21 protein-coding genes and 1 other RNA gene are annotated in these 17,094 nt (G+C 33.9%); 9 read left to right on the plus strand and 13 right to left on the minus strand.

Features of this window, described 5'->3' with window-relative positions; genetic code table 11:
* The first annotated feature begins 24 nt into the window (after positions 1 to 24).
* Both EIB73_RS12480 and EIB73_RS12485 read left to right on the plus strand, forming a co-directional pair.
* The gene (locus tag EIB73_RS12480; protein ID WP_125025588.1) at positions 25 to 3,186 is read left to right on the plus strand and encodes a metallophosphoesterase; all 3,162 of its coding nucleotides are present in this window, start codon (positions 25 to 27) and stop codon (positions 3,184 to 3,186) included.
* 367 nt (positions 3,187 to 3,553) lie between these two features.
* Positions 3,554 to 4,210 carry a hypothetical protein gene (locus tag EIB73_RS12485; RefSeq protein WP_125025589.1) on the plus strand — a complete coding sequence of 219 codons (657 nt, stop codon included), beginning with the start codon at positions 3,554 to 3,556 and terminating at the stop codon, positions 4,208 to 4,210.
* An 88-nt stretch (positions 4,211 to 4,298) separates the two neighbouring features.
* Here EIB73_RS12485 and EIB73_RS12490 read toward each other — a convergent pair whose 3' ends face one another.
* From EIB73_RS12490 to ssrA, 11 genes are all read right to left on the minus strand, one after another.
* Positions 4,299 to 4,547 (minus strand): hypothetical protein, encoded by a 249-nt coding sequence (locus EIB73_RS12490; protein WP_125025590.1) that lies wholly within the window; start codon positions 4,545 to 4,547, stop codon positions 4,299 to 4,301.
* Between the two features lie 132 nt (positions 4,548 to 4,679).
* A complete protein-coding gene (locus EIB73_RS12495) occupies positions 4,680 to 5,276 on the minus strand; it encodes a hypothetical protein (protein ID WP_125025591.1) in 597 nt (198 codons plus the stop codon).
* Positions 5,277 to 5,280: 4 nt separating this feature from the next.
* On the minus strand, positions 5,281 to 5,568 hold the full coding sequence (locus EIB73_RS12500) for a hypothetical protein (protein ID WP_125025592.1): 288 nt from the start codon (positions 5,566 to 5,568) through the stop codon (positions 5,281 to 5,283).
* A gap of 25 nt (positions 5,569 to 5,593) precedes the next feature.
* The gene (locus tag EIB73_RS12505) at positions 5,594 to 6,262 is read right to left on the minus strand and encodes a hypothetical protein (RefSeq protein ID WP_125025593.1); all 669 of its coding nucleotides are present in this window, start codon (positions 6,260 to 6,262) and stop codon (positions 5,594 to 5,596) included.
* Positions 6,263 to 6,279: 17 nt separating this feature from the next.
* Positions 6,280 to 6,738 carry a hypothetical protein gene (locus EIB73_RS12510; RefSeq protein ID WP_125025594.1) on the minus strand — a complete coding sequence of 153 codons (459 nt, stop codon included), beginning with the start codon at positions 6,736 to 6,738 and terminating at the stop codon, positions 6,280 to 6,282.
* A 172-nt stretch (positions 6,739 to 6,910) separates the two neighbouring features.
* Positions 6,911 to 7,165, minus strand: a complete 255-nt coding sequence (locus EIB73_RS12515; protein ID WP_125025595.1) for a hypothetical protein — start codon at positions 7,163 to 7,165, stop codon at positions 6,911 to 6,913.
* A gap of 57 nt (positions 7,166 to 7,222) precedes the next feature.
* Positions 7,223 to 7,507, minus strand: coding sequence for a helix-turn-helix domain-containing protein (locus EIB73_RS12520; RefSeq protein WP_228411241.1), 285 nt, complete (start codon positions 7,505 to 7,507; stop codon positions 7,223 to 7,225).
* Positions 7,508 to 7,512: 5 nt separating this feature from the next.
* A complete protein-coding gene (locus EIB73_RS12525; RefSeq protein ID WP_125025596.1) occupies positions 7,513 to 7,704 on the minus strand; it encodes a helix-turn-helix domain-containing protein in 192 nt (63 codons plus the stop codon).
* A gap of 221 nt (positions 7,705 to 7,925) precedes the next feature.
* Positions 7,926 to 8,387, minus strand: coding sequence for a hypothetical protein (locus EIB73_RS12530; RefSeq protein ID WP_125025597.1), 462 nt, complete (start codon positions 8,385 to 8,387; stop codon positions 7,926 to 7,928).
* Position 8,388: 1 nt separating this feature from the next.
* Positions 8,389 to 9,702: a tyrosine-type recombinase/integrase gene (locus tag EIB73_RS12535; protein ID WP_125025598.1), complete on the minus strand. Its 1,314-nt coding sequence runs from the start codon at positions 9,700 to 9,702 to the stop codon at positions 8,389 to 8,391.
* A gap of 195 nt (positions 9,703 to 9,897) precedes the next feature.
* Positions 9,898 to 10,296, minus strand: a transfer-messenger RNA (tmRNA) gene (ssrA, locus tag EIB73_RS12540).
* Between the two features lie 487 nt (positions 10,297 to 10,783).
* Here ssrA and EIB73_RS12545 point away from each other — a divergent pair.
* The 6 genes from EIB73_RS12545 to EIB73_RS12570 all read left to right on the plus strand — a co-directional run bounded on the left by EIB73_RS12545 (position 10,784) and on the right by EIB73_RS12570 (position 15,304).
* Positions 10,784 to 11,581 carry a peptidase associated/transthyretin-like domain-containing protein gene (locus EIB73_RS12545; RefSeq protein WP_125025599.1) on the plus strand — a complete coding sequence of 266 codons (798 nt, stop codon included), beginning with the start codon at positions 10,784 to 10,786 and terminating at the stop codon, positions 11,579 to 11,581.
* On the plus strand, positions 11,581 to 12,357 hold the full coding sequence (locus EIB73_RS12550; RefSeq protein WP_125025600.1) for a carboxypeptidase-like regulatory domain-containing protein: 777 nt from the start codon (positions 11,581 to 11,583) through the stop codon (positions 12,355 to 12,357). The genes EIB73_RS12545 and EIB73_RS12550 overlap by 1 nt, the downstream gene beginning before the upstream one ends.
* The gene (locus tag EIB73_RS12555) at positions 12,354 to 13,127 is read left to right on the plus strand and encodes a carboxypeptidase-like regulatory domain-containing protein (RefSeq protein ID WP_125025601.1); all 774 of its coding nucleotides are present in this window, start codon (positions 12,354 to 12,356) and stop codon (positions 13,125 to 13,127) included. The genes EIB73_RS12550 and EIB73_RS12555 overlap by 4 nt, the downstream gene beginning before the upstream one ends.
* A gap of 122 nt (positions 13,128 to 13,249) precedes the next feature.
* Positions 13,250 to 13,981: an SIMPL domain-containing protein gene (locus tag EIB73_RS12560; protein WP_125025602.1), complete on the plus strand. Its 732-nt coding sequence runs from the start codon at positions 13,250 to 13,252 to the stop codon at positions 13,979 to 13,981.
* 90 nt (positions 13,982 to 14,071) lie between these two features.
* Complete coding sequence (locus tag EIB73_RS12565; RefSeq protein WP_228411242.1) at positions 14,072 to 14,413, plus strand: phosphoribosylpyrophosphate synthetase; 342 nt, start codon at positions 14,072 to 14,074, stop codon at positions 14,411 to 14,413.
* Positions 14,414 to 14,488: 75 nt separating this feature from the next.
* Complete coding sequence (locus EIB73_RS12570) at positions 14,489 to 15,304, plus strand: hypothetical protein (protein ID WP_125025603.1); 816 nt, start codon at positions 14,489 to 14,491, stop codon at positions 15,302 to 15,304.
* Between the two features lie 43 nt (positions 15,305 to 15,347).
* Here EIB73_RS12570 and EIB73_RS12575 read toward each other — a convergent pair whose 3' ends face one another.
* Entirely contained in the window at positions 15,348 to 15,860 is a 513-nt protein-coding gene (locus EIB73_RS12575) for a GNAT family N-acetyltransferase (protein ID WP_125025604.1), read from the minus strand.
* Complete coding sequence (locus EIB73_RS15235; RefSeq protein ID WP_125025605.1) at positions 15,857 to 16,078, minus strand: PspC family transcriptional regulator; 222 nt, start codon at positions 16,076 to 16,078, stop codon at positions 15,857 to 15,859. The genes EIB73_RS12575 and EIB73_RS15235 overlap by 4 nt, the downstream gene beginning before the upstream one ends.
* A gap of 291 nt (positions 16,079 to 16,369) precedes the next feature.
* On the opposite strand from EIB73_RS15235, the gene EIB73_RS12585 reads away from it, so the two are divergent.
* Positions 16,370 to 16,900 (plus strand): hypothetical protein, encoded by a 531-nt coding sequence (locus EIB73_RS12585; protein WP_125025606.1) that lies wholly within the window; start codon positions 16,370 to 16,372, stop codon positions 16,898 to 16,900.
* Positions 16,901 to 17,094 lie beyond the last annotated feature (194 nt).

Here is a 17,094-nt window from a genome sequence, read left to right on the forward strand (position 1 = left end):
AAAAATAAAAATTAAAGAATAAATATGAAAATTTTAATAGTTCAGTTGTCAGATATCCATTTTAAAATAAGTGAAAACTCTGTTATTGAAAAAGAGGATAAAATATTTGAAGCAATAAGAAATTCCTCTCTTGAATACGATAAAATATTTTTAATTGTTACTGGAGATACTGCATTTTCAGGAAAAAAAGAAGAATTTGAAATTGGCGCGAAATTTATAAAAAGTTTACAGACAAAACTTATTGATTATAGTGAAAAAGAGGTGTTTATTATTGTCATTGCCGGTAATCATGATTGTGATTTTGCACTTGATAATAAAGCAAGACAAAATCAGATAAACATGATTCAAAACCTTGGTGATTCCGCATTTGATAGTTCAGTTGTTGAGCAGTGTACGAGTGTGCAAGAAGAGTATTTTAATTTTATGAATAATATTCAAACAAACCAGCCTATATACGAGGATGGATTGGTTAGTATATATAATTTTCAATTCGATGATAAGAAAGTAATTTTTCATTGTTACAATACTGCTTATATTTCAGAAATTCATGAACAAAGTGGAAAAATGTTCTTTCCCACCTCAGTTTTACCTGAAGAATTATTAAATGAGAAAGGAGATATCATATTTGGTTTGCTACATCATCCTTTGCACTGGTTAAATCCAATAAACCGTAGAGAACTTTCGACGCATATTCACAAAACATCTGATTTTTATTTAACTGGTCACGAGCACGAACCTTCTAGAGAAAAAATAGATAATTTAGATAACAACATCGTATATCATCTTGAGGGATCTGTACTACAAGAATCTGAAATCAACTTTAAAAGTGAATTTAATTTATTGGGGTTTGATCTTGAAAAAGAATCTTTTAAAATAGAAACATATTTTTGGAATAAGGAAAAATATAATTTATCAGAAAACAATGTAGAATGGACTAAATACAAAAGGAATAAACACAATTTCAAGACCAAATATAGTTTAAATGATGAATTTAAAGAATCATTAAATGATGTAGGGGGGAAATTTAAGCATCCTAATGTTTCTGACATAAATTTGAGCGATATTTACGTATTTCCGATTTTAAGATATTTTAATACTAAAGACAGTACAGACAATGGTATATCATTATTAGTGGAAAATTCAGAAAGTGTAATACAATCAATTAAGCAAAATTCAAAATATGTCTTTTTTGGAGGTGAAAATATAGGTAAATCGTCTTTGTTAAGAATGATATTTTTTGAACTCCACAAAAAAGGGTATGTCCCACTTTTGTTAGATGGTCGACTAATAAAATCAGCAAACTTCAATGATTTTAAGGATATAGTCAAAAGCGTTTTTATATCTCAATACGGAGAAGATTATTTGGAAGATTTTTATCAAGAAGACATATCAAATATATTTATTTTGATTGATGATTTTGACAAAAATCCTCTTAAGAACCAAAAAGCTAAAGGAAAATTTATCAACAGTTTAAGTAATAATTACAAAAATTTAATATTTGTTGGAAATGAATTGTATGCAATAGAGGAAATCTTCACTGATGAGGCTAATTCTGCCGATTTGTTTTCTGAATTTATTCAATATGAGATACTAGAATTTAATCATTCATTGCGGTACAAATTAATAAATAAATGGTATGCATTGGGTAATGAAGATTATAGTACAGACGAGGAAATATGCAGAAAGATTGATGATGCAGTTAGAGCAATTAACGTAGCAATGGGTCAGCGAATAGTACCAAACTATCCGATTTTTTTGTTGATATTACTTCAAGCATTAGAGACAACTAATCCGCACGACTTACAAATAAGTTCATATGGAAATTATTATCAACTATTAATACTTAAAACTTTAACAGAAAATATTAAAGATCAAACTGAATTAAATATTTATAAAAGTTATTGTGGTGAATTAGCTAACTTCTTTTTTAATAAAAAATCGACAATATTATCAATTGCGGAATTTTCATCATTTCACGATGATATAAAAAGTTATGAAAAATTGGATTTGCCAAAATCTATGACATCTATTGAAGTAGTAAATACACTTTGCAAAGCAGGTATTTTAAATTCTTATGGAGATAATATTGAATTTAAATATCAATACACTTATTATTTTTTTGAAGCTCAACATTTGGCCAAGTATATAAATAAGGATGAGGTAAAAATTCTAATTTCAAAACTATGTCAAAGACTTTATCGTACTGAATTTGCAAATATTTTACTTTTTCTGATTCATTTTAGCAGTGACGAATTTATTATTGATGAATTATTAAAAAACGCAAAAGACGTATTTGATGAATTAAACCCATGTAAATTAGAGGATGATATTTCACTTATCAACAGTTTGGTTACTGAACTTCCCAGATTATATTTAAAATCAAAGTCTCACGAAGAAATTAGAGAGGAAGAAAATAATGTTCAAGATTCAAAACCAATTGGTCAGCGAGAAAATAAAATTGCTGTCCAAGAATACGACATTGATGAGGATATTAGTGAAATCGATATAGTATCTAAACTTAACTTGAGTTTTAAGTTGATAGAAATTTTAGGGCAAATAATAAAAAATAATCCAAGTGGTTCTATGACTGGTCCTGTAAAACATCAGGTTTTAAAGGAAACATATGAGCTTGGTTTAAGAACATTAAATGTCTTTTTCACATCCTTTATTCAGAATACGGACTTTATTGTAAACCAATTGACAGAGATTATCTCAAAAATTGAAGAGAAAAATAATGAAAGTAGAACCGAGGATAACAAAGTAGATGTACACAAAGATAAAATTAGTAAAGTTGCAAAGCATCTACTATTTTCCCTCTGTACTCAAATATCGTATACTTTTATAAAGAAAATTTCTGATTCTGTTGGCAATCCTAAACTAATGGAAAAATATGGAAAAGTTCAAGAAGAAATGGACTTTGCTTCTGTAAAATTAGTAAATCTTTTGATTAAATTAGATCAGGGTTCGGGCTTCCCAGATAGAGATTTACAATTAATAAAAGTATATGTTGAAAAACACCCAATGGCATATTTTCTTCTTAAAAGAATTATTGTTAACCATTTGCATAGACATCCAGTCAATTATAAAGACAAACAAAGAATTTGTGAGTTTTTAGGCATATCAGTAGAAAGTCAAATTAAACTGGATATTGAAAGAAATAATAAAAATAAGAAGAAACAGGAATAATATATTAATTTCTAGAATAGGTGCAATTTTTAGAATGATAATAAATTCATAAACTGAATAAGACCATAAATAAAAGCGATAAAAACTCGTCAGCTAGCACCTAAATTAGCACCCGAAAATAAAAAACCCTGTAAATCAATTGATTACAGGGTTTTCTGTGGAGTTGGAGGGTACACAATTGCTTATTGATAATCAAATGGTTATGGCTTGAAAAATTATTTTGTTACCATATTTGTCCCGATTGCTATCTACTTATCACTCTAATTCGTATCTATTTTTCAAAGTTTTTCGCAATGCTTTCGTTTGTATCAATTATTTTAAATTGCCGGTTTTTCACAAAAATTGTAGATTTATAAAAAATACAATCATGAATGAAAATTTAAAACAAGTTAAGAAATTTAATTCGATAAAAAAATCTTGCTTCCAAAGATTGGTAAGCTTAGGATTTGATGAGAATAAATTAGAAAGCCATTACTTAAATTCTGCAATTGTTGAAAGTGAAGAAGGTAAATTGAGGGATTTTATATGGAGCAAGTATCATGAGTTATTACATGAAAACGCACAAGATTTGCAAAAGCAAAGTCAAATTCACTGGAGTATGGCTGTGTTTTCTTATGATTATGAAAACGGAAAAAATACGCTTCAGCAGAAGGACTTATCTCATAAAGCGAGATTGTTAAATTATGAAATTCTTAGTCTCCAACAGAATTCTTTAAATTATAGAATTGTAATAATACCTGGAAAGTGTAGTATTTGTCAATCTGAAAAGGATAAAAATTATACAATCGAAGAAATGCGTTCAAATCCAGTAATTCCACATAAAAATTGTGATTGTTCGGGATTTGGCTGTATTTGTATGTACGGATTAACTACTCTTCGTGACGAGAATGGTGATTTGATTTGGAATGAGGATAGCTTTGATTATACAAACAAATCCCGTAAGATTAAAACTAATGACAAACTTGCGAGAGAGGGTGCGGGTGCAATTATAAGTTTCCTTAATCTTTTCAAGAAAAAGAGGTGAGCAACCTTTGGATTCCCTTTTTGAGTTTGTTTTAGTGGTTGTGCATTTATGTTTTATTAGTATAATATTCTTTTTATCTTTGAGGTTATCACTTGAAAAGTGCTACCAATATAGAAACAATTAAAGAGATAATTGAAATTACTAATGATTTTTCACTTGTCGTCAATGCTTTCCATTCCCTTAACAAATTACTTATAATAAAATATTCTTTTTCGACAAAAGTCCATCCTTCACTTAATTTCTGTTGAAGTTTATTTTTATTAACAATGTCATAATCATAGCCTGCCATCACAATTTCCGGATGGTATTTTGATTTTCTAATCCTATACTTTATCATACAATTGGTTTGGTTTATCTCTAATATACGAATTAATCGCAAACAATTGAAAATAATGTGGGTAATTTTAAGATAGAAAAAGAGTTTTTAATGCAAAATAAAAGCGGGTGTTGCTCCCGCTCTTTTTTATATTTAATACCTCGAGTAATTAGCAAAACTTTCACTGTTTACTGTGATTTGATTATTAAAGAAATCGAAAACGAAAATGTTGCCGATAATTTCGCCCGTTCTTTCAGACAATTTCATAATTTGTTCTGCGAGTTGGTTTGCTTCGTGATACATTTCTATTTTTTCCGGCTCATTGATCTGCAAGATAAAAAGCTCTTTTAGCTCTATTTCTGCATTATCAATTTGCTCATAATTTCCATTTTTCACCTCTACAAAGTCCCTCAAAAATCGTGTTCCCTGAATAAGTACGTTAAAGCCTGCAAAGTGTTGGTTCAATTTTTCTAATGCTCTGCGTAAACCGTCTTTTGCGATGTCTCGAAGCTCTGGAGGTAATGTCCGGAAGTTCTGCTTTTCTAAAATTGCCGGAATGTTTAAGTTTTGAGTTAAGAGACTTTTCAATTCGATGTCAGTAAATTTCAAATTTCTGTCAGTCTCGAAATTTTCTATTCTGCTATTTGACTCTGAAATCCTTTGTCTCAAATTGTTTAATGTGCTTTCATACCCTCCATTTCTTAAAATGATAGGTTCTAAATTGTTTGTGGTGGTTTTTGTTTTACTCATTTTCTTATAAATTATATTCGTGTTTTACTCTGCTTACTAATTCGTTAAACTGCTCTTCTGTCAGATCGTCAATAGTTCCTGAAACGCTTCTTAATGATGGAATGACAAATTTTGTCATGTCAATTATGAATTTGAATTTTTCCCTTGCTTCAAGCTCTGAAAACGCTTCATTTAGTTCCTCAAGATGGTTGTTTACGAAGTCTTGGAAAAACTGTCTTATTTCTACCGTATTGCGGTTTTTACTGCCTTTAACTCTACCTTTTCCGTGGGTGTTTCCTTTTGCGAATGCCATATTTTGAAGTTAGATTTATGTTAGTTTAACTGTTGAAGTTATCAAAGTGAGTTTTATTCATAGTGAATACAGTGTGAAGTTCCTGCAATGCCTTTGCGCTGAAAAGTTTTTTAAAATCTACTTTTTTCGCAATTTGAGATTTTGGCTTTTCGTTTTTGAAGTAAGAGATTAGTAAACTCAGGAAATATTTTCTGTAATCGTAATGAGCTTCTTCGATGTGATGCCAGTATTTTTTTTCATACATCCTTTGCCTAAATTCCGTAATGACAGAATCTGACAGTTTATTCAGTGTTATTGTAACCTCTTCTGCTTCGTTAAAATAATCTTGCAAGAATCCTTGCATCCAGTTCCGGTGCAATTGTGCAACCTCAACTTTGCTAAATGGGTGTGAATCTCTTAATCCTGCTTCAAATTCGCACAAAATGAAATCTTTTTCATAAATATCCATATTTGCGCTTTTATCTTCTCTCTCGACATTCGTATCGTGTTTTGCGTGAAGATGGAAATTAGAGCTGTTTCCGTTCGTTTTAGGAATGTTTTCAGCATTATACCGACCGCCGTTTTCAAAACTCTCTATAAATTTGTTTAATTCCGTTTGAGTTGAAGTTGCTAACATTTGAAATCGAAGCTCCCTTTTTTTTCTTGCAATTTCATGGCTTATGTCTGTCAAGCTTTTTATTCTATCTGTTTTCATTTCTCGTGTTTTTCTGATTAGTTTATCAATCTTTGCTCAAGAGGGATTTTACTGAGTCTTTTTATTTTCTGCAGTCGCAATTGCTCGGCTGTCTTTCCTCCAGTCAATTCTTTATCCGGCAAACTCAGTGCGTAGCTTTTCCAGTTTTCAATTGGTTGTCCGGTTTTGTCTGTAAATTCTGTTGCAGACAATTTCTTGTAAAACTTTCTTGCTTGCGATGTGCAAAAATTATTGTCTGAAAAAAAAGCCACCACCTCTTCCTCTGTTGGAATACTATTCTGTTTATAGTAGTGGTTGTTATTTTCTTTTTCTCTTTTACTATTATTGTTTATTGTTTTATTAGTTATACTTTGAGCCATCATTTCAGGTAGTGGTTTAGCCACCCCTTCAAGGGTGGAGTTCTTAACTGATTCATTTTCAATACGTTGCAATCCGCCTTTTAATCCGTTTTGTTTTGACTTAATAACGAAGTCCATTGTCTTTTTGTAAGAGTTGAAATATTTCTGAACAATTTTTGTTTTAATCGTGAAGTTTTTTTCTCGATAATAACACGAAACTGCGAGCAGAAATTCAGCAAGATGTTTATCGTTTTCAAAAAATTCCTCTGCCATTTCCAAATCTTCAAAAGTTATTTTGAAGTATGGTTTTCTATTTGTCCTCTCCATTATTTGTCATTTCTTTAGTTAAGTAGAATCCGGCTCGGTGTTTTGAGATTGGGCAAAGTCCAAATCCAACAAAATTTATTTGATTTTTGTCTTGCAGGTCTGCAAGTCGGTAGCAGATGTATGCTCTTTCAATTCCGGTTTGTTTCGATACCTGAAGCATGGTCTTAGGATAGCCGGAAAATGCTTTTTTTAATCTTTCGCTTTGTGAGCGGTATTTCTTATATTTGCTGTCTAACATTTCTTTATTTGTCTAAAGTGGTTAATATTAAGAGGGTTGCAGCCCTCTTTTTGTTTTCTACAATTCATTTTCATTCATTAAATGGTCTATTTCGCTCCTTTTGAAGTACACACGATTGCCAATGCCATAAGATTTTAAAGCACCTTCTTTTCGCCAGCGGTGAAGCGTGGAAAGGTCGATTTTTAGCATTTCGCAAACTTGAGAGCGGGTTAAGTATTCAGTGGGTTGTTTGGGTTGAAATTCCTCTGACAATTCTTTTTTAATTGCCGGAATCAATTGCTCCTTGATTTTCTCTATCAGGTCGTTTGGTGAAACGCCTATAAATTGAATGTGGTTCATCATAATGTTTAAACTTTTTCCATGTTTAATTCCAGTTCCTCAATAACATATAATAGTTTTCCTCCTATTTTCTTTCCGGCAATTAATCCTTTCCGTTTCCAAAGTTGAAAAGTGGAACGGGAAATTCTGAAATATTCACACACTTCGTTTGCGGTGGAATATTTTGGTTTTCGTGCTTTTTCAAGTGGTATTTCTGTCATGATGTTTTAATTATAACACAAAGTTACAAAATTATTTAATTCTTAACAAAAAATACTCATAAATGATTTTAATTGCGTTTGTATATACAAAATAATAAAGAATAAGTAATAATATGTGTTTGTATATACAAAAGTGATAATTCGAGAGGGTGATAGGTTTTAGGCAAAAAAAAGCATCTAAAAATATAGATGCTTGAGGTGTTGGTGTTTGTTAAACCGTTTTAAAATCTTTTCAAGTGGTCAATTTCCGTTTGTAATAATGGAATTTTGTTTTGGTGGGTGGTGCGCCAGTAGGTTGTTGGTGCTGTATAGTCTGCAAAAGCAATAGGTAGCTCGTCAGGTTCTAACACCTTGAGCATTTCCGAAAACCAATTTTTATACTCGGTATCTTCACCTCTGCAGTCGTTGAGAAATTGCTCGTTATCCTGCTCAAATACCGTGGTTAATTCTGAAATAGAGGTCTCTATGATTGTTTCATGAAGGGTGGGAAATTTGTGGCTTAACCAATTTGAAACCGGTAATTCCTCATGTGTGTGTGTTCCATTATAAAACATACAACGCCATGCTAATCCGTTGGGAGCTGCAAAAGGCAGTGCTTTCAAATGTTCATAACCTCTGCAATGGAGCTGCTCTGCAATTTGCAAAAGTTTTTGCATGTTAAATGAGTAATAATTCGTCTCCATATTAAACTGCTTTAAGGTGGGTTTCAATTTTCTCTTTAACTCGCAAAGCTTTTTCCATTTTCTCGGTTTTATCGTACAGTTTAACCATTTCATCAGTCCGGTGACCGGTTTGGATTTTTACGTCTTTTCCCAGCACTTCAATAAAGTTTGTGACAAAAGAGCGTCTGCAAATATGTGAGGTGACTAATTCCCACTTTTCAAATTCCTTTGTGATTTTCTTTCCATGCTTGCCCTCCGACTTGTCTTTAATTCCGCCAATCATTTTTTTATTAATCCCTGCTAACTTGCAAACCTGTTTGATGTATTCATTAAACTTTTGGTCTGAAATTTTTCTCGGGAAATTGCCAGCTCTTTTGTTAAGAATTTTAATTACTTCAGGAAAAAGAAATATTATTTCCTCTGAGTCGGTTGTTTGATTTGCAATTTTCTTTTGGCGGTACTTCAATAAATTCCCATCTATAATATTTTCACTTCTGAAATTAAGGAGGTCGGAAACTCTTGCACCGGTATAGCATCCTATAATGAGCCAGTCTCTTGCATTGTCCAAATAGTCATTTGTTAGCTCAATACTTTGGATTTTCTGAATTTCCTGCATGGATAAAACCGGTGGTGTGCTTTTCATTTCAGGTTTAATAAATTCCCAGTGCAAAACGTCTGAATTAATCTCAAGCTTCTTTTTGTGAGCATAAACACATAGGGTTTTAATGTATTTCAGGTCTTTAATGATTGTTGAAGCACTGAATTTGTTCTCATGCATCCAGTCGGCAAAACGTTCTCTAAAACGATCGTCTATGTCAGTTATTGTAAGTTTGCGATTAAAGGCTTCTACTTTGTTTTTGATGGTTTTTAACTTCTTGCGGGTTGCGTCTGTAATTGAGTTTTGCATTCCTGCAATTGTTCTGCTTTTTTCTTTAATGTAGAAATCTACAAACTCAGAAAACTTATCCGGAACTGCTGAGGTGTTTTTCGCTTGAGGTGTGGAGTGTGGGAAATAAGTCTGCTCGATAAATTCCTTAATTTCCTTTTTGGTTGCTTGTGGGTTACTCTGAATAAATGTTGAGAAATCTGTGCGGAAATTAGAGAGTGCAATTTGAGTTTCTAATAGCAGTTTGTTAATTTTCTTTTGGTCAAGAATTTTTGTCTTTGGTTTGATTGCATCACTTCTTACACCACCATTTTTGTCATCCCAATATTCAGGATTAATAGAGTAGGGAGTTTTAAGTTTCGCATCTAAATTTGTGGTAGGTCGATAACGGAAATAAATGGTTGAATCCCTGCCCTCGTTTTTTCTCAGTGAAAACTTTATTGTTGCCATAAAATTAAATTTCTATTGCAAATTTACGCAAAGTTTTAAATGTTACCATATTTGTTACCATGATTGTGACCATTGGTGCAATGTGTTACCATTGATTGCAATTGCAGTTTATTGTTATAAACACTTATTAATATTGAGTTTGTGGAGGTAAGGCACAAAAAAAGGCACTTCGTTAAAAGTGCCTAATTTCATTAGAAGTGGAGTTGGAGGGATTCGAACCCTCGTCCAAACAAGCAACACATAAGACTTCTACATGCTTATTCTGCAATTAATTGTCGACAGTAAACAGAGCACAGACACCCAATTTACAGCTTAGCTTCTAAGATTTTCGTGAATTAGCCGAAGCAACTAAAACCTTATTTCCGCATTGCTATACCCCAGAATCAGACGTCGCGAAACAGAACTTCTGTGGGATATCTTGCCTCCTTACTATCTTCGGGAGAGCGCTAAATCCTACTATAATTCAGATTAAGCAGCAAGAGCAAACTCTTGGTCGCCAGTTAAAATTTTGTAGCAAGGGATTAAAGAGATCGCGCTACGGTTCTCTGCATGCTTACTTACCCATTGATCTTGCTGTCGAAACCAGTCAACCCCATGTTTTTGTGAGATTGCAAAGATAAACAAAATATATTCCAAAATACCAATCATTTTTACACTCCGCAAAGACGAATCTTTAGCACTGATTGAAGTCGAGGTTTGGGCGTATCCTTCACTTGGTCATTACTCGCTCGCTGCGCTCGCGCTCCATTCCCGCTTTCAGGTCGGGCTTTCCGTTGCAATCTTTTTTGTTGGGATTGGCGCGGCGGAGCCGCGCCAATCCCAACAAAAAAGGATTTCCACTGCAATCCCTTACGCAAAAACTCCGATTCTTCTCATCACCACATAAATTAGCCCTACCTAAATTCTTTACGCTGAATTTCATCTTTGAACCAGACAACCATTAATTATTTTAACAAAAAAGAAATCCCCATTTTCTAAAAAAATCATAAAAGCGGTTAAAAACAATTAAACTTTTCCTCCCAAAATACCAAACCAACTTAACCAATACATTATCAGCTTATTTTTACTCATATTATACCGAATGAAAACAAAACTACTTATTCTTTTATTTTCTGCCCTTTCTCTCTCCACCTATGCTCAGCAATATATATTCGGAAAAGTCAGTTCCGAATTTGGCTCAGAACTGGAGAACGTGATCATCATGAATACAAGAACCGATGAAAAAGTAGTTTCCGACAAAGACGGAAATTACATGATCCCGGCCAAAGCCTTCGATGAACTTCGGTTTGTGAGAAGTGGTTACGAAAGAAATTCTGCAAAAATCTCTGCCGATCATTTTTCAAAACCTTTAAATATGATCTTGGCGCAGGCACCTTATGAAATCCCGGAAATTGAACTCGTTTTTCACCCGACCGGAAATTTAAAGAAAGACGTAAAATCTCTTGATCCACCAAAAAGGGTAATGGCTTTGAATGCTGATCTTAATAAGTATATGATGACACCTTCTACCGTGGTTGAGCCAAAATTGACTATGCCTTCCGCTTTTGCACCGCCCAACTATAATGCAGGTCAGGTGAATATGTTGGGAATTGCCTCTGCTATATCAGGGCTTTTAGGAAAAGCAAAAAACACGAAACCTACGACTGCCAATTATGCCGAAACTCAGGAGTTCTATCGAAGAATCAAAAACACCATGAATTTAAGTTTTTACACTTCCCAGGGTTGGACCGAAGAAGATATAGATCGTTTCCTCATCTACGCAGATGACAACTATTCTTTGGCAAAAAAGTTCCGAAAAAGTTTTGATATTGGTGCGATTGATATGGCAATGAAATTGGCTTATAAGGAATACATTAAAACCCATAAAGTAGGATCCTGATGGTTCGCCTGTTTGTAATCTTATTTCTTTCTTTTTACGCAAGCTGTTTTTCACAAAGAATTTCCGGAACCGTCGTCGATGAAGAAAACAATCCTGTTCCGGCAGTTTTGGTCTTCAATATGACGACAGAGAAAAAGGCGTATACCAATATTGATGGTGAGTTTACCATTGAGACCGCGCTTAACGAAGAACTTCGGTTTTTACGCTCCGGATTTGAAAGAAGTTCAAAAGTCATTAAATACGTCGATTTTTTGAATTCATTTACTGTCACTTTAAATAGAGCTGCCGCAGATATTGCGGAAGTGCAAATTGTGCGACTCACGGGAGACCTTAATCAGGATTCTAAAAATTTAACCAGAATAGACAAGGTTCATCAACTTCAGAAAGAAATTGGAGTTCCATTGCCGGCCGAAAAACCCAGAGAAAGACCAGCCGATTTTAAAAAAGACGTCTTAGCACCACTTTTGGCTTTAAGTATAAAACCTCAGGCCATCTATGATTTAATCAGCGGTGATTCCAGACGGATGAAAGCGGAGTACAGGTACGATGATCTGCAGGATAACATCAAGTGGATCAGGGAAAAAGTCCCGGAGGGTTATTTTATCGAAATGGGAATTCCACCGGAGAAAATATCAGAATTTTTGCAATTTTCAATCGGAGTTAAACTGGAACTGAATAAATATATAAAAGCGAAAAATCTTTCTAAAGTGTTATTCATATTGGAAGATACTTTACCGGTATATCAGGAAAGAAGAGCGGAAACACTTAAGAAATGAAGTTAATATGTACTCTCTTTTTAGCATTGTGTGCGGCAGTACATTTTTCTGCACAAATGGTTTTGGGAATCGTTGTCGATGAAGAAAATAATCCTCTTTCCGCAGTACTAGTTTTTAATGCGAAAACAGAACAACGGGAATTTACCAACACCAAAGGCGAGTTTAATATCGGTGCTTTCCCAAATCAAGAACTTCGTTTCGTTCGCAAAGGATACGAGAGAAGTTCAAAAATGGTGAACCAATCAGATTTTGCAACTCCATTCACGATTACTTTAAACAGAAATACGGCAGAAATTGAAGAGGTAAAAATCACCTACCAACCGACGGGAAATTTAGAGAAAGATCTGAAGAATTATAGCGATGCGAAACCGGTAGCGAAGCTTAAAGCCGAAACTGCGAAATATATTCGCGCGGACTCAACTCCCGAAGTTTTAGCCCCAAAACCCGGAGAGTTTGTTCAGCCTGTGGGTCCGGGAATTACTGTGGGCGCAGTAGATAATCAGTGGGATGATGTGGACTTTATGCAGTTTCTCACAGAATATTTGGGACAGGAATTTTTTATCGAAGACTTGAAACTCAAACCTACTGAAATTCAACCTTTTATTTATTACATATTTCGAAATTTTGACCGTAAAGACGTTCTGTTCCGGGGAAATGCAACTACTGCTGATATTTCACGTTTCATTAATGAAAGCCACAAAAAATTAGAGCCTTATCGCAACAACCTTACAAACGATCCTCCTAAAAAAAGAAGAAGGTCGTTTTTCTAATTCAGTATTTTAAATGATAACCCATCTGTTTTCATTGACTGGGCTTTTCACATAATTTATCTTATATTTGATGCAGGAAAATTTTAAAAGAATTTTTTTTAATATTAAAAAACACGAACGACATGAATAGATCTATCATTGCTATTACCATCGCTGCCCTCGGATTTATCATAGGACTTGGGCTTTTGGGAAGTGCCGTAAAAAATAGAAATAAAGCAGATAACACCATTTCGGTCACCGGATTGGGTACCAATAAATTTACTTCCGACTTAATTGCCTGGAGTGGAAATTTTTCTCGCAACAGTTTCGAACTCAAATCTGCTTATGATGAATTGGCAAACGATAAAAAAGTTATTGAGAATTATTTGATATCCAAAGGAATTCCAAAAGGTGAAATGGTTTTTTCCGCCGTGGATATTCAAAAACAATTCAATTATGGCAGTGATGCGAACGGCCGGAGTATTCAAACATTTAATGGATATCAGCTTTCACAAACGGTTTCGATTGACAGCAAAGATGTTGCAAAAGTTGAAAACCTCTCCCGAAACATTACAGAAATCATTAATCTCGGAATTGAATTCACCTCTTCACCGCCCAACTATTTTTACACCAAACTTGCCGACGTAAAACATCAAATGATTGCCGACGCAACAAAAGATGCCAAACAACGCGCAGAAAAAATTGCCGAAAATGCCGGTGCTAAATTGGGAAATCTAAAAAAAGCCACCATGGGTGTGACTCAAATAACCGCACCGAATTCTACTGAGGAATATTCCTACGGCGGAACTTTTAATACTTCATCAAAAGATAAAGAAGCGAGCATTACCATTAAATTAGAATATCAGGTGAACTAAGAATTGAATATAAAATCATTGACATCAAATAATATTTATCGCTTCATCGCATAACATTGCAATTTGATCTCAATTCAAAAACTTAAAGAAATGACTGAAAATATGTTAAAAGAAAGTTTTGGAACATTGTCTGAAACGATCAACGCGCTGATTAAAATTGGCTATGTGCACGATTTTAATATTCATGAAGAATGTATTGTTTGCCACCAGGAGAATCTTAAACTCTTGCCGAGCGAATTTCAAATCGATAAAGTGTACCGTTTTGAAGGCGAATCGAATCCGGATGACCAGTCCATACTTTACGTCCTTTCCTCGCCGAAGTTTAATGTTAAGGGAACTTTAGTTAATGGTTATGGCATTTCTTCCGATGAAGAAACTTCGAAAGTGATCGAAAAATTATTAACGCACCCGACTGACAATACTCCAAAATAATAAGTACAAAATTGGGTTGAACTAGTGTAAAGCCCACATCTGAAATCTAGAGGCCAAATAGAACTGCGAATGCGAATGACAAAGATATTTTATCTCTTATTTCTTTTACTGATCTGCTGTACAAAAGAAAGTGATAAGGTGACCGCTGTAAGTTCTTTGGATACGGCGGGTATTTCTGTGGAGGATACAGCTAAGGTTGTTGAACCAAGTTATATAGCGCCGGAAATAGAAGAGCAAATTACTAAAAATGATTTTGATATTCTTTTGCCCACCCGATATCGGGATTGGGAAGAACGTAATTCAGCTGATGATCTTACCGAAAAATGGATCGACCTTTATGAGAAGGATGGAAAATATTTTTTAGGAAAAGCAGATTATAAAATTGTAAGAGGATTTGATGAATGTTCCGGAGATTCAACGAAAACCATCCAATCAAAAAATAAAACATTGATTCTTCTTGAAAATGATAATTTAAAATTGGGCGAAATACAATCGGTGAAATTCGTGAAAAATAAGATATGGCCGACCGAAAAAATGTCCTTTCGTTTCAATGATGTTGATTATTCGTTAAGAGCAGAAGGAAAAGTCTTGTCTTCGGAAAGAGTGCATACAGATCACGGTATTGAAATCTTTCAAAATGTGGATGATTATCGACTTTATATTTCCGCAAATGAGGGTCCCGAAAATTTATTTTTAAACCAGAAATCCTTCAATGATACCTTTGTCGAACTACTTTTTATAGGAGATATTGACCGTGATGGTAAACTGGATTTTATTTTTGGAGCGAACAGAGATTATGAGGAAGAGCGCGTGCTCTTATACTTATCATCTGACGAGGAAGGGAAGATCATGAAGAAGGTATCGGAAATTGCGGTGCAGTTTGACTGTTAAAAAGTCTTTAATTTGAAAGCGGAGCAAATTACTTAAACGTTATTTATGATTGATATACTTTAACATGAAGTTCTTGCTCCAAATTTTTCGCATCAACAACGTGAAAATTACTCATTAGAAATAAGTTCATTGAATTTTTTCCAGGGCCATAACTTGGTTGAATATAATCCTCGGAAATAATTGAAAATCCGTTTCGCAAGTAGAAATTAATTCTGCGTTCCGCCATTTCATCTAACTGACTCGGCTCGGATTCTAAAACGATATTACCAAATTTATCTTTTAACTCCGTCAAGATTTGAGCGCCTAATTTTAAGTTCCGAAATTCTTCAAAGACTTCAAAATGCTCCAGATAATAGCAGTCTTTTAATTTCCACAAAATCAAATAGCCAACTTGGTTCTCCTCATTTTTAACAGCAAAAATAAAGCTGTCAGGATTTTCCAGTAAAGCTAAAAATTGAGTTTCGTCTCTCCGCTCATCAATCGGGAAAGTGCTTTCGTACGCGGCAAAAATTCGGGAAAGTTTCTTGCGTGTCTGTATTTCTTCAAAATAAATCATAGGTCGAAAACGCTTGGCCGTCTGGTTATAAACATATCTTTAATCCAAAGCGTAAAGGCCAATCCTAAATAAATTAGGAAAAAAACGCCTGCGGTTGCAAAAGTAGAATAGATAAAAAAAACGCGCAGTTTAGACACCGGGATTCCAAGTTTGGCACCCATTCTCGTGAGTACTCCAAACCATTGCCTTTCCAGTTTATGTCTTAAGTTATTGAGCATGCTGTAATTTCACCTCAAAGGTAACAATTTATGTGATAAGGTAAATCATTTAAAAGTTAGAAAGGTTTTTAACGCCTTTTCGAAGTCTTTAGATCGCTTCATTTTTTCTGTGTTTTAAAGACGGCATTTTACAACTTCAGATCTTTATGGATCTTTAAAAAATTCGCTTTAAAAAATGTTACACACCATTTAATATTTTTAAATGTTTCAAATTATTTTTTTATCTGCATCTTTTTTCGGGAACGATTTTGGCTGACTTTAAAGTTTTTAATCAACTAAAAGCAAATCAAGATGAAAAATCTACTTATCCTTATTCCTTTCCTCACATACTCTTGCAATAAAAAAGATGCGGTTTCTCAAAATACGTTAAATCCTGATTCTGTTATTGTTTCCGATCAGAATGTCATTGAAAATAAAATGGATTCTGCTGCAAACGGCTTTGTTTCTATTGACGAAAATAATGCTTTAAAAAAATCTTTTGAAAAAGACCGAATCCTTGAAGACACCAAGATCATCAGAACCATAAGTCAAGATCAACTTCCAATAGAAATTGCCGATGAATTTACGAAGGCCGATCAGCAAATGATTATTAAAATTAAAAATTTTACAAGACGAAAGATCTCTGGAATAATAACGCCGGCTGATTCCAAAATGAATATTCGTTTCAATCAGATCAAACTCCCAAACGGTGATTATGACGGCCCATTTGGGCGCGATATTAACTACGATATCCCGGAAAAAGGCGAAGTATGGCTGATCATTGCTAAAAGTAATATGGCTTCCGGTGATGCGGCCGGAAAATTTACAGTAAGTGTAAAATAAAAGAAACTGAATTGACTCATTCTGAAAATGCTATCTTTTTTCTTAGAAATGAGAATTCCAAATTTGAATTTTAAACAGGAATTATTATGTAGGTTTTACTTGTAGGTTTTACCTCTTTTATAGCGGAAATCGCCAATTCCGAGGCATATTATAGCGTTAATCTTATGTTAAACTATCTTCTTGGTATAGTTTCT

The organism is Kaistella carnis (assembly GCF_003860585.1).
GTDB lineage: Bacteria > Bacteroidota > Bacteroidia > Flavobacteriales > Weeksellaceae > Kaistella > Kaistella carnis.

Coding starts and splice junctions, on each gene's coding strand:
- EIB73_RS12570 (WP_125025603.1), top strand. CDS start 14,489: ATGACAAAGATATTTTATCTCTTATTTCTTTTACTGATCTGCTGTACA.
- EIB73_RS12510 (WP_125025594.1), bottom strand. CDS start 6,738: ATGGACTTCGTTATTAAGTCAAAACAAAACGGATTAAAAGGCGGATTG.
- EIB73_RS12575 (WP_125025604.1), bottom strand. CDS start 15,860: ATGATTTATTTTGAAGAAATACAGACACGCAAGAAACTTTCCCGAATT.
- EIB73_RS12500 (WP_125025592.1), bottom strand. CDS start 5,568: ATGGCATTCGCAAAAGGAAACACCCACGGAAAAGGTAGAGTTAAAGGC.
- EIB73_RS12535 (WP_125025598.1), bottom strand. CDS start 9,702: ATGGCAACAATAAAGTTTTCACTGAGAAAAAACGAGGGCAGGGATTCA.
- EIB73_RS12525 (WP_125025596.1), bottom strand. CDS start 7,704: ATGACAGAAATACCACTTGAAAAAGCACGAAAACCAAAATATTCCACC.
- EIB73_RS12490 (WP_125025590.1), bottom strand. CDS start 4,547: ATGATAAAGTATAGGATTAGAAAATCAAAATACCATCCGGAAATTGTG.
- EIB73_RS12485 (WP_125025589.1), top strand. CDS start 3,554: ATGAATGAAAATTTAAAACAAGTTAAGAAATTTAATTCGATAAAAAAA.
- EIB73_RS12515 (WP_125025595.1), bottom strand. CDS start 7,165: ATGTTAGACAGCAAATATAAGAAATACCGCTCACAAAGCGAAAGATTA.
- EIB73_RS12495 (WP_125025591.1), bottom strand. CDS start 5,276: ATGAGTAAAACAAAAACCACCACAAACAATTTAGAACCTATCATTTTA.
- EIB73_RS12480 (WP_125025588.1), top strand. CDS start 25: ATGAAAATTTTAATAGTTCAGTTGTCAGATATCCATTTTAAAATAAGT.
- EIB73_RS12585 (WP_125025606.1), top strand. CDS start 16,370: ATGAAAAATCTACTTATCCTTATTCCTTTCCTCACATACTCTTGCAAT.
- EIB73_RS12520 (WP_228411241.1), bottom strand. CDS start 7,507: ATGATGAACCACATTCAATTTATAGGCGTTTCACCAAACGACCTGATA.
- EIB73_RS12505 (WP_125025593.1), bottom strand. CDS start 6,262: ATGAAAACAGATAGAATAAAAAGCTTGACAGACATAAGCCATGAAATT.
- EIB73_RS15235 (WP_125025605.1), bottom strand. CDS start 16,078: ATGCTCAATAACTTAAGACATAAACTGGAAAGGCAATGGTTTGGAGTA.
- EIB73_RS12560 (WP_125025602.1), top strand. CDS start 13,250: ATGAATAGATCTATCATTGCTATTACCATCGCTGCCCTCGGATTTATC.
- EIB73_RS12565 (WP_228411242.1), top strand. CDS start 14,072: ATGACTGAAAATATGTTAAAAGAAAGTTTTGGAACATTGTCTGAAACG.
- EIB73_RS12545 (WP_125025599.1), top strand. CDS start 10,784: ATGAAAACAAAACTACTTATTCTTTTATTTTCTGCCCTTTCTCTCTCC.
- EIB73_RS12550 (WP_125025600.1), top strand. CDS start 11,581: ATGGTTCGCCTGTTTGTAATCTTATTTCTTTCTTTTTACGCAAGCTGT.
- EIB73_RS12530 (WP_125025597.1), bottom strand. CDS start 8,387: ATGGAGACGAATTATTACTCATTTAACATGCAAAAACTTTTGCAAATT.
- EIB73_RS12555 (WP_125025601.1), top strand. CDS start 12,354: ATGAAGTTAATATGTACTCTCTTTTTAGCATTGTGTGCGGCAGTACAT.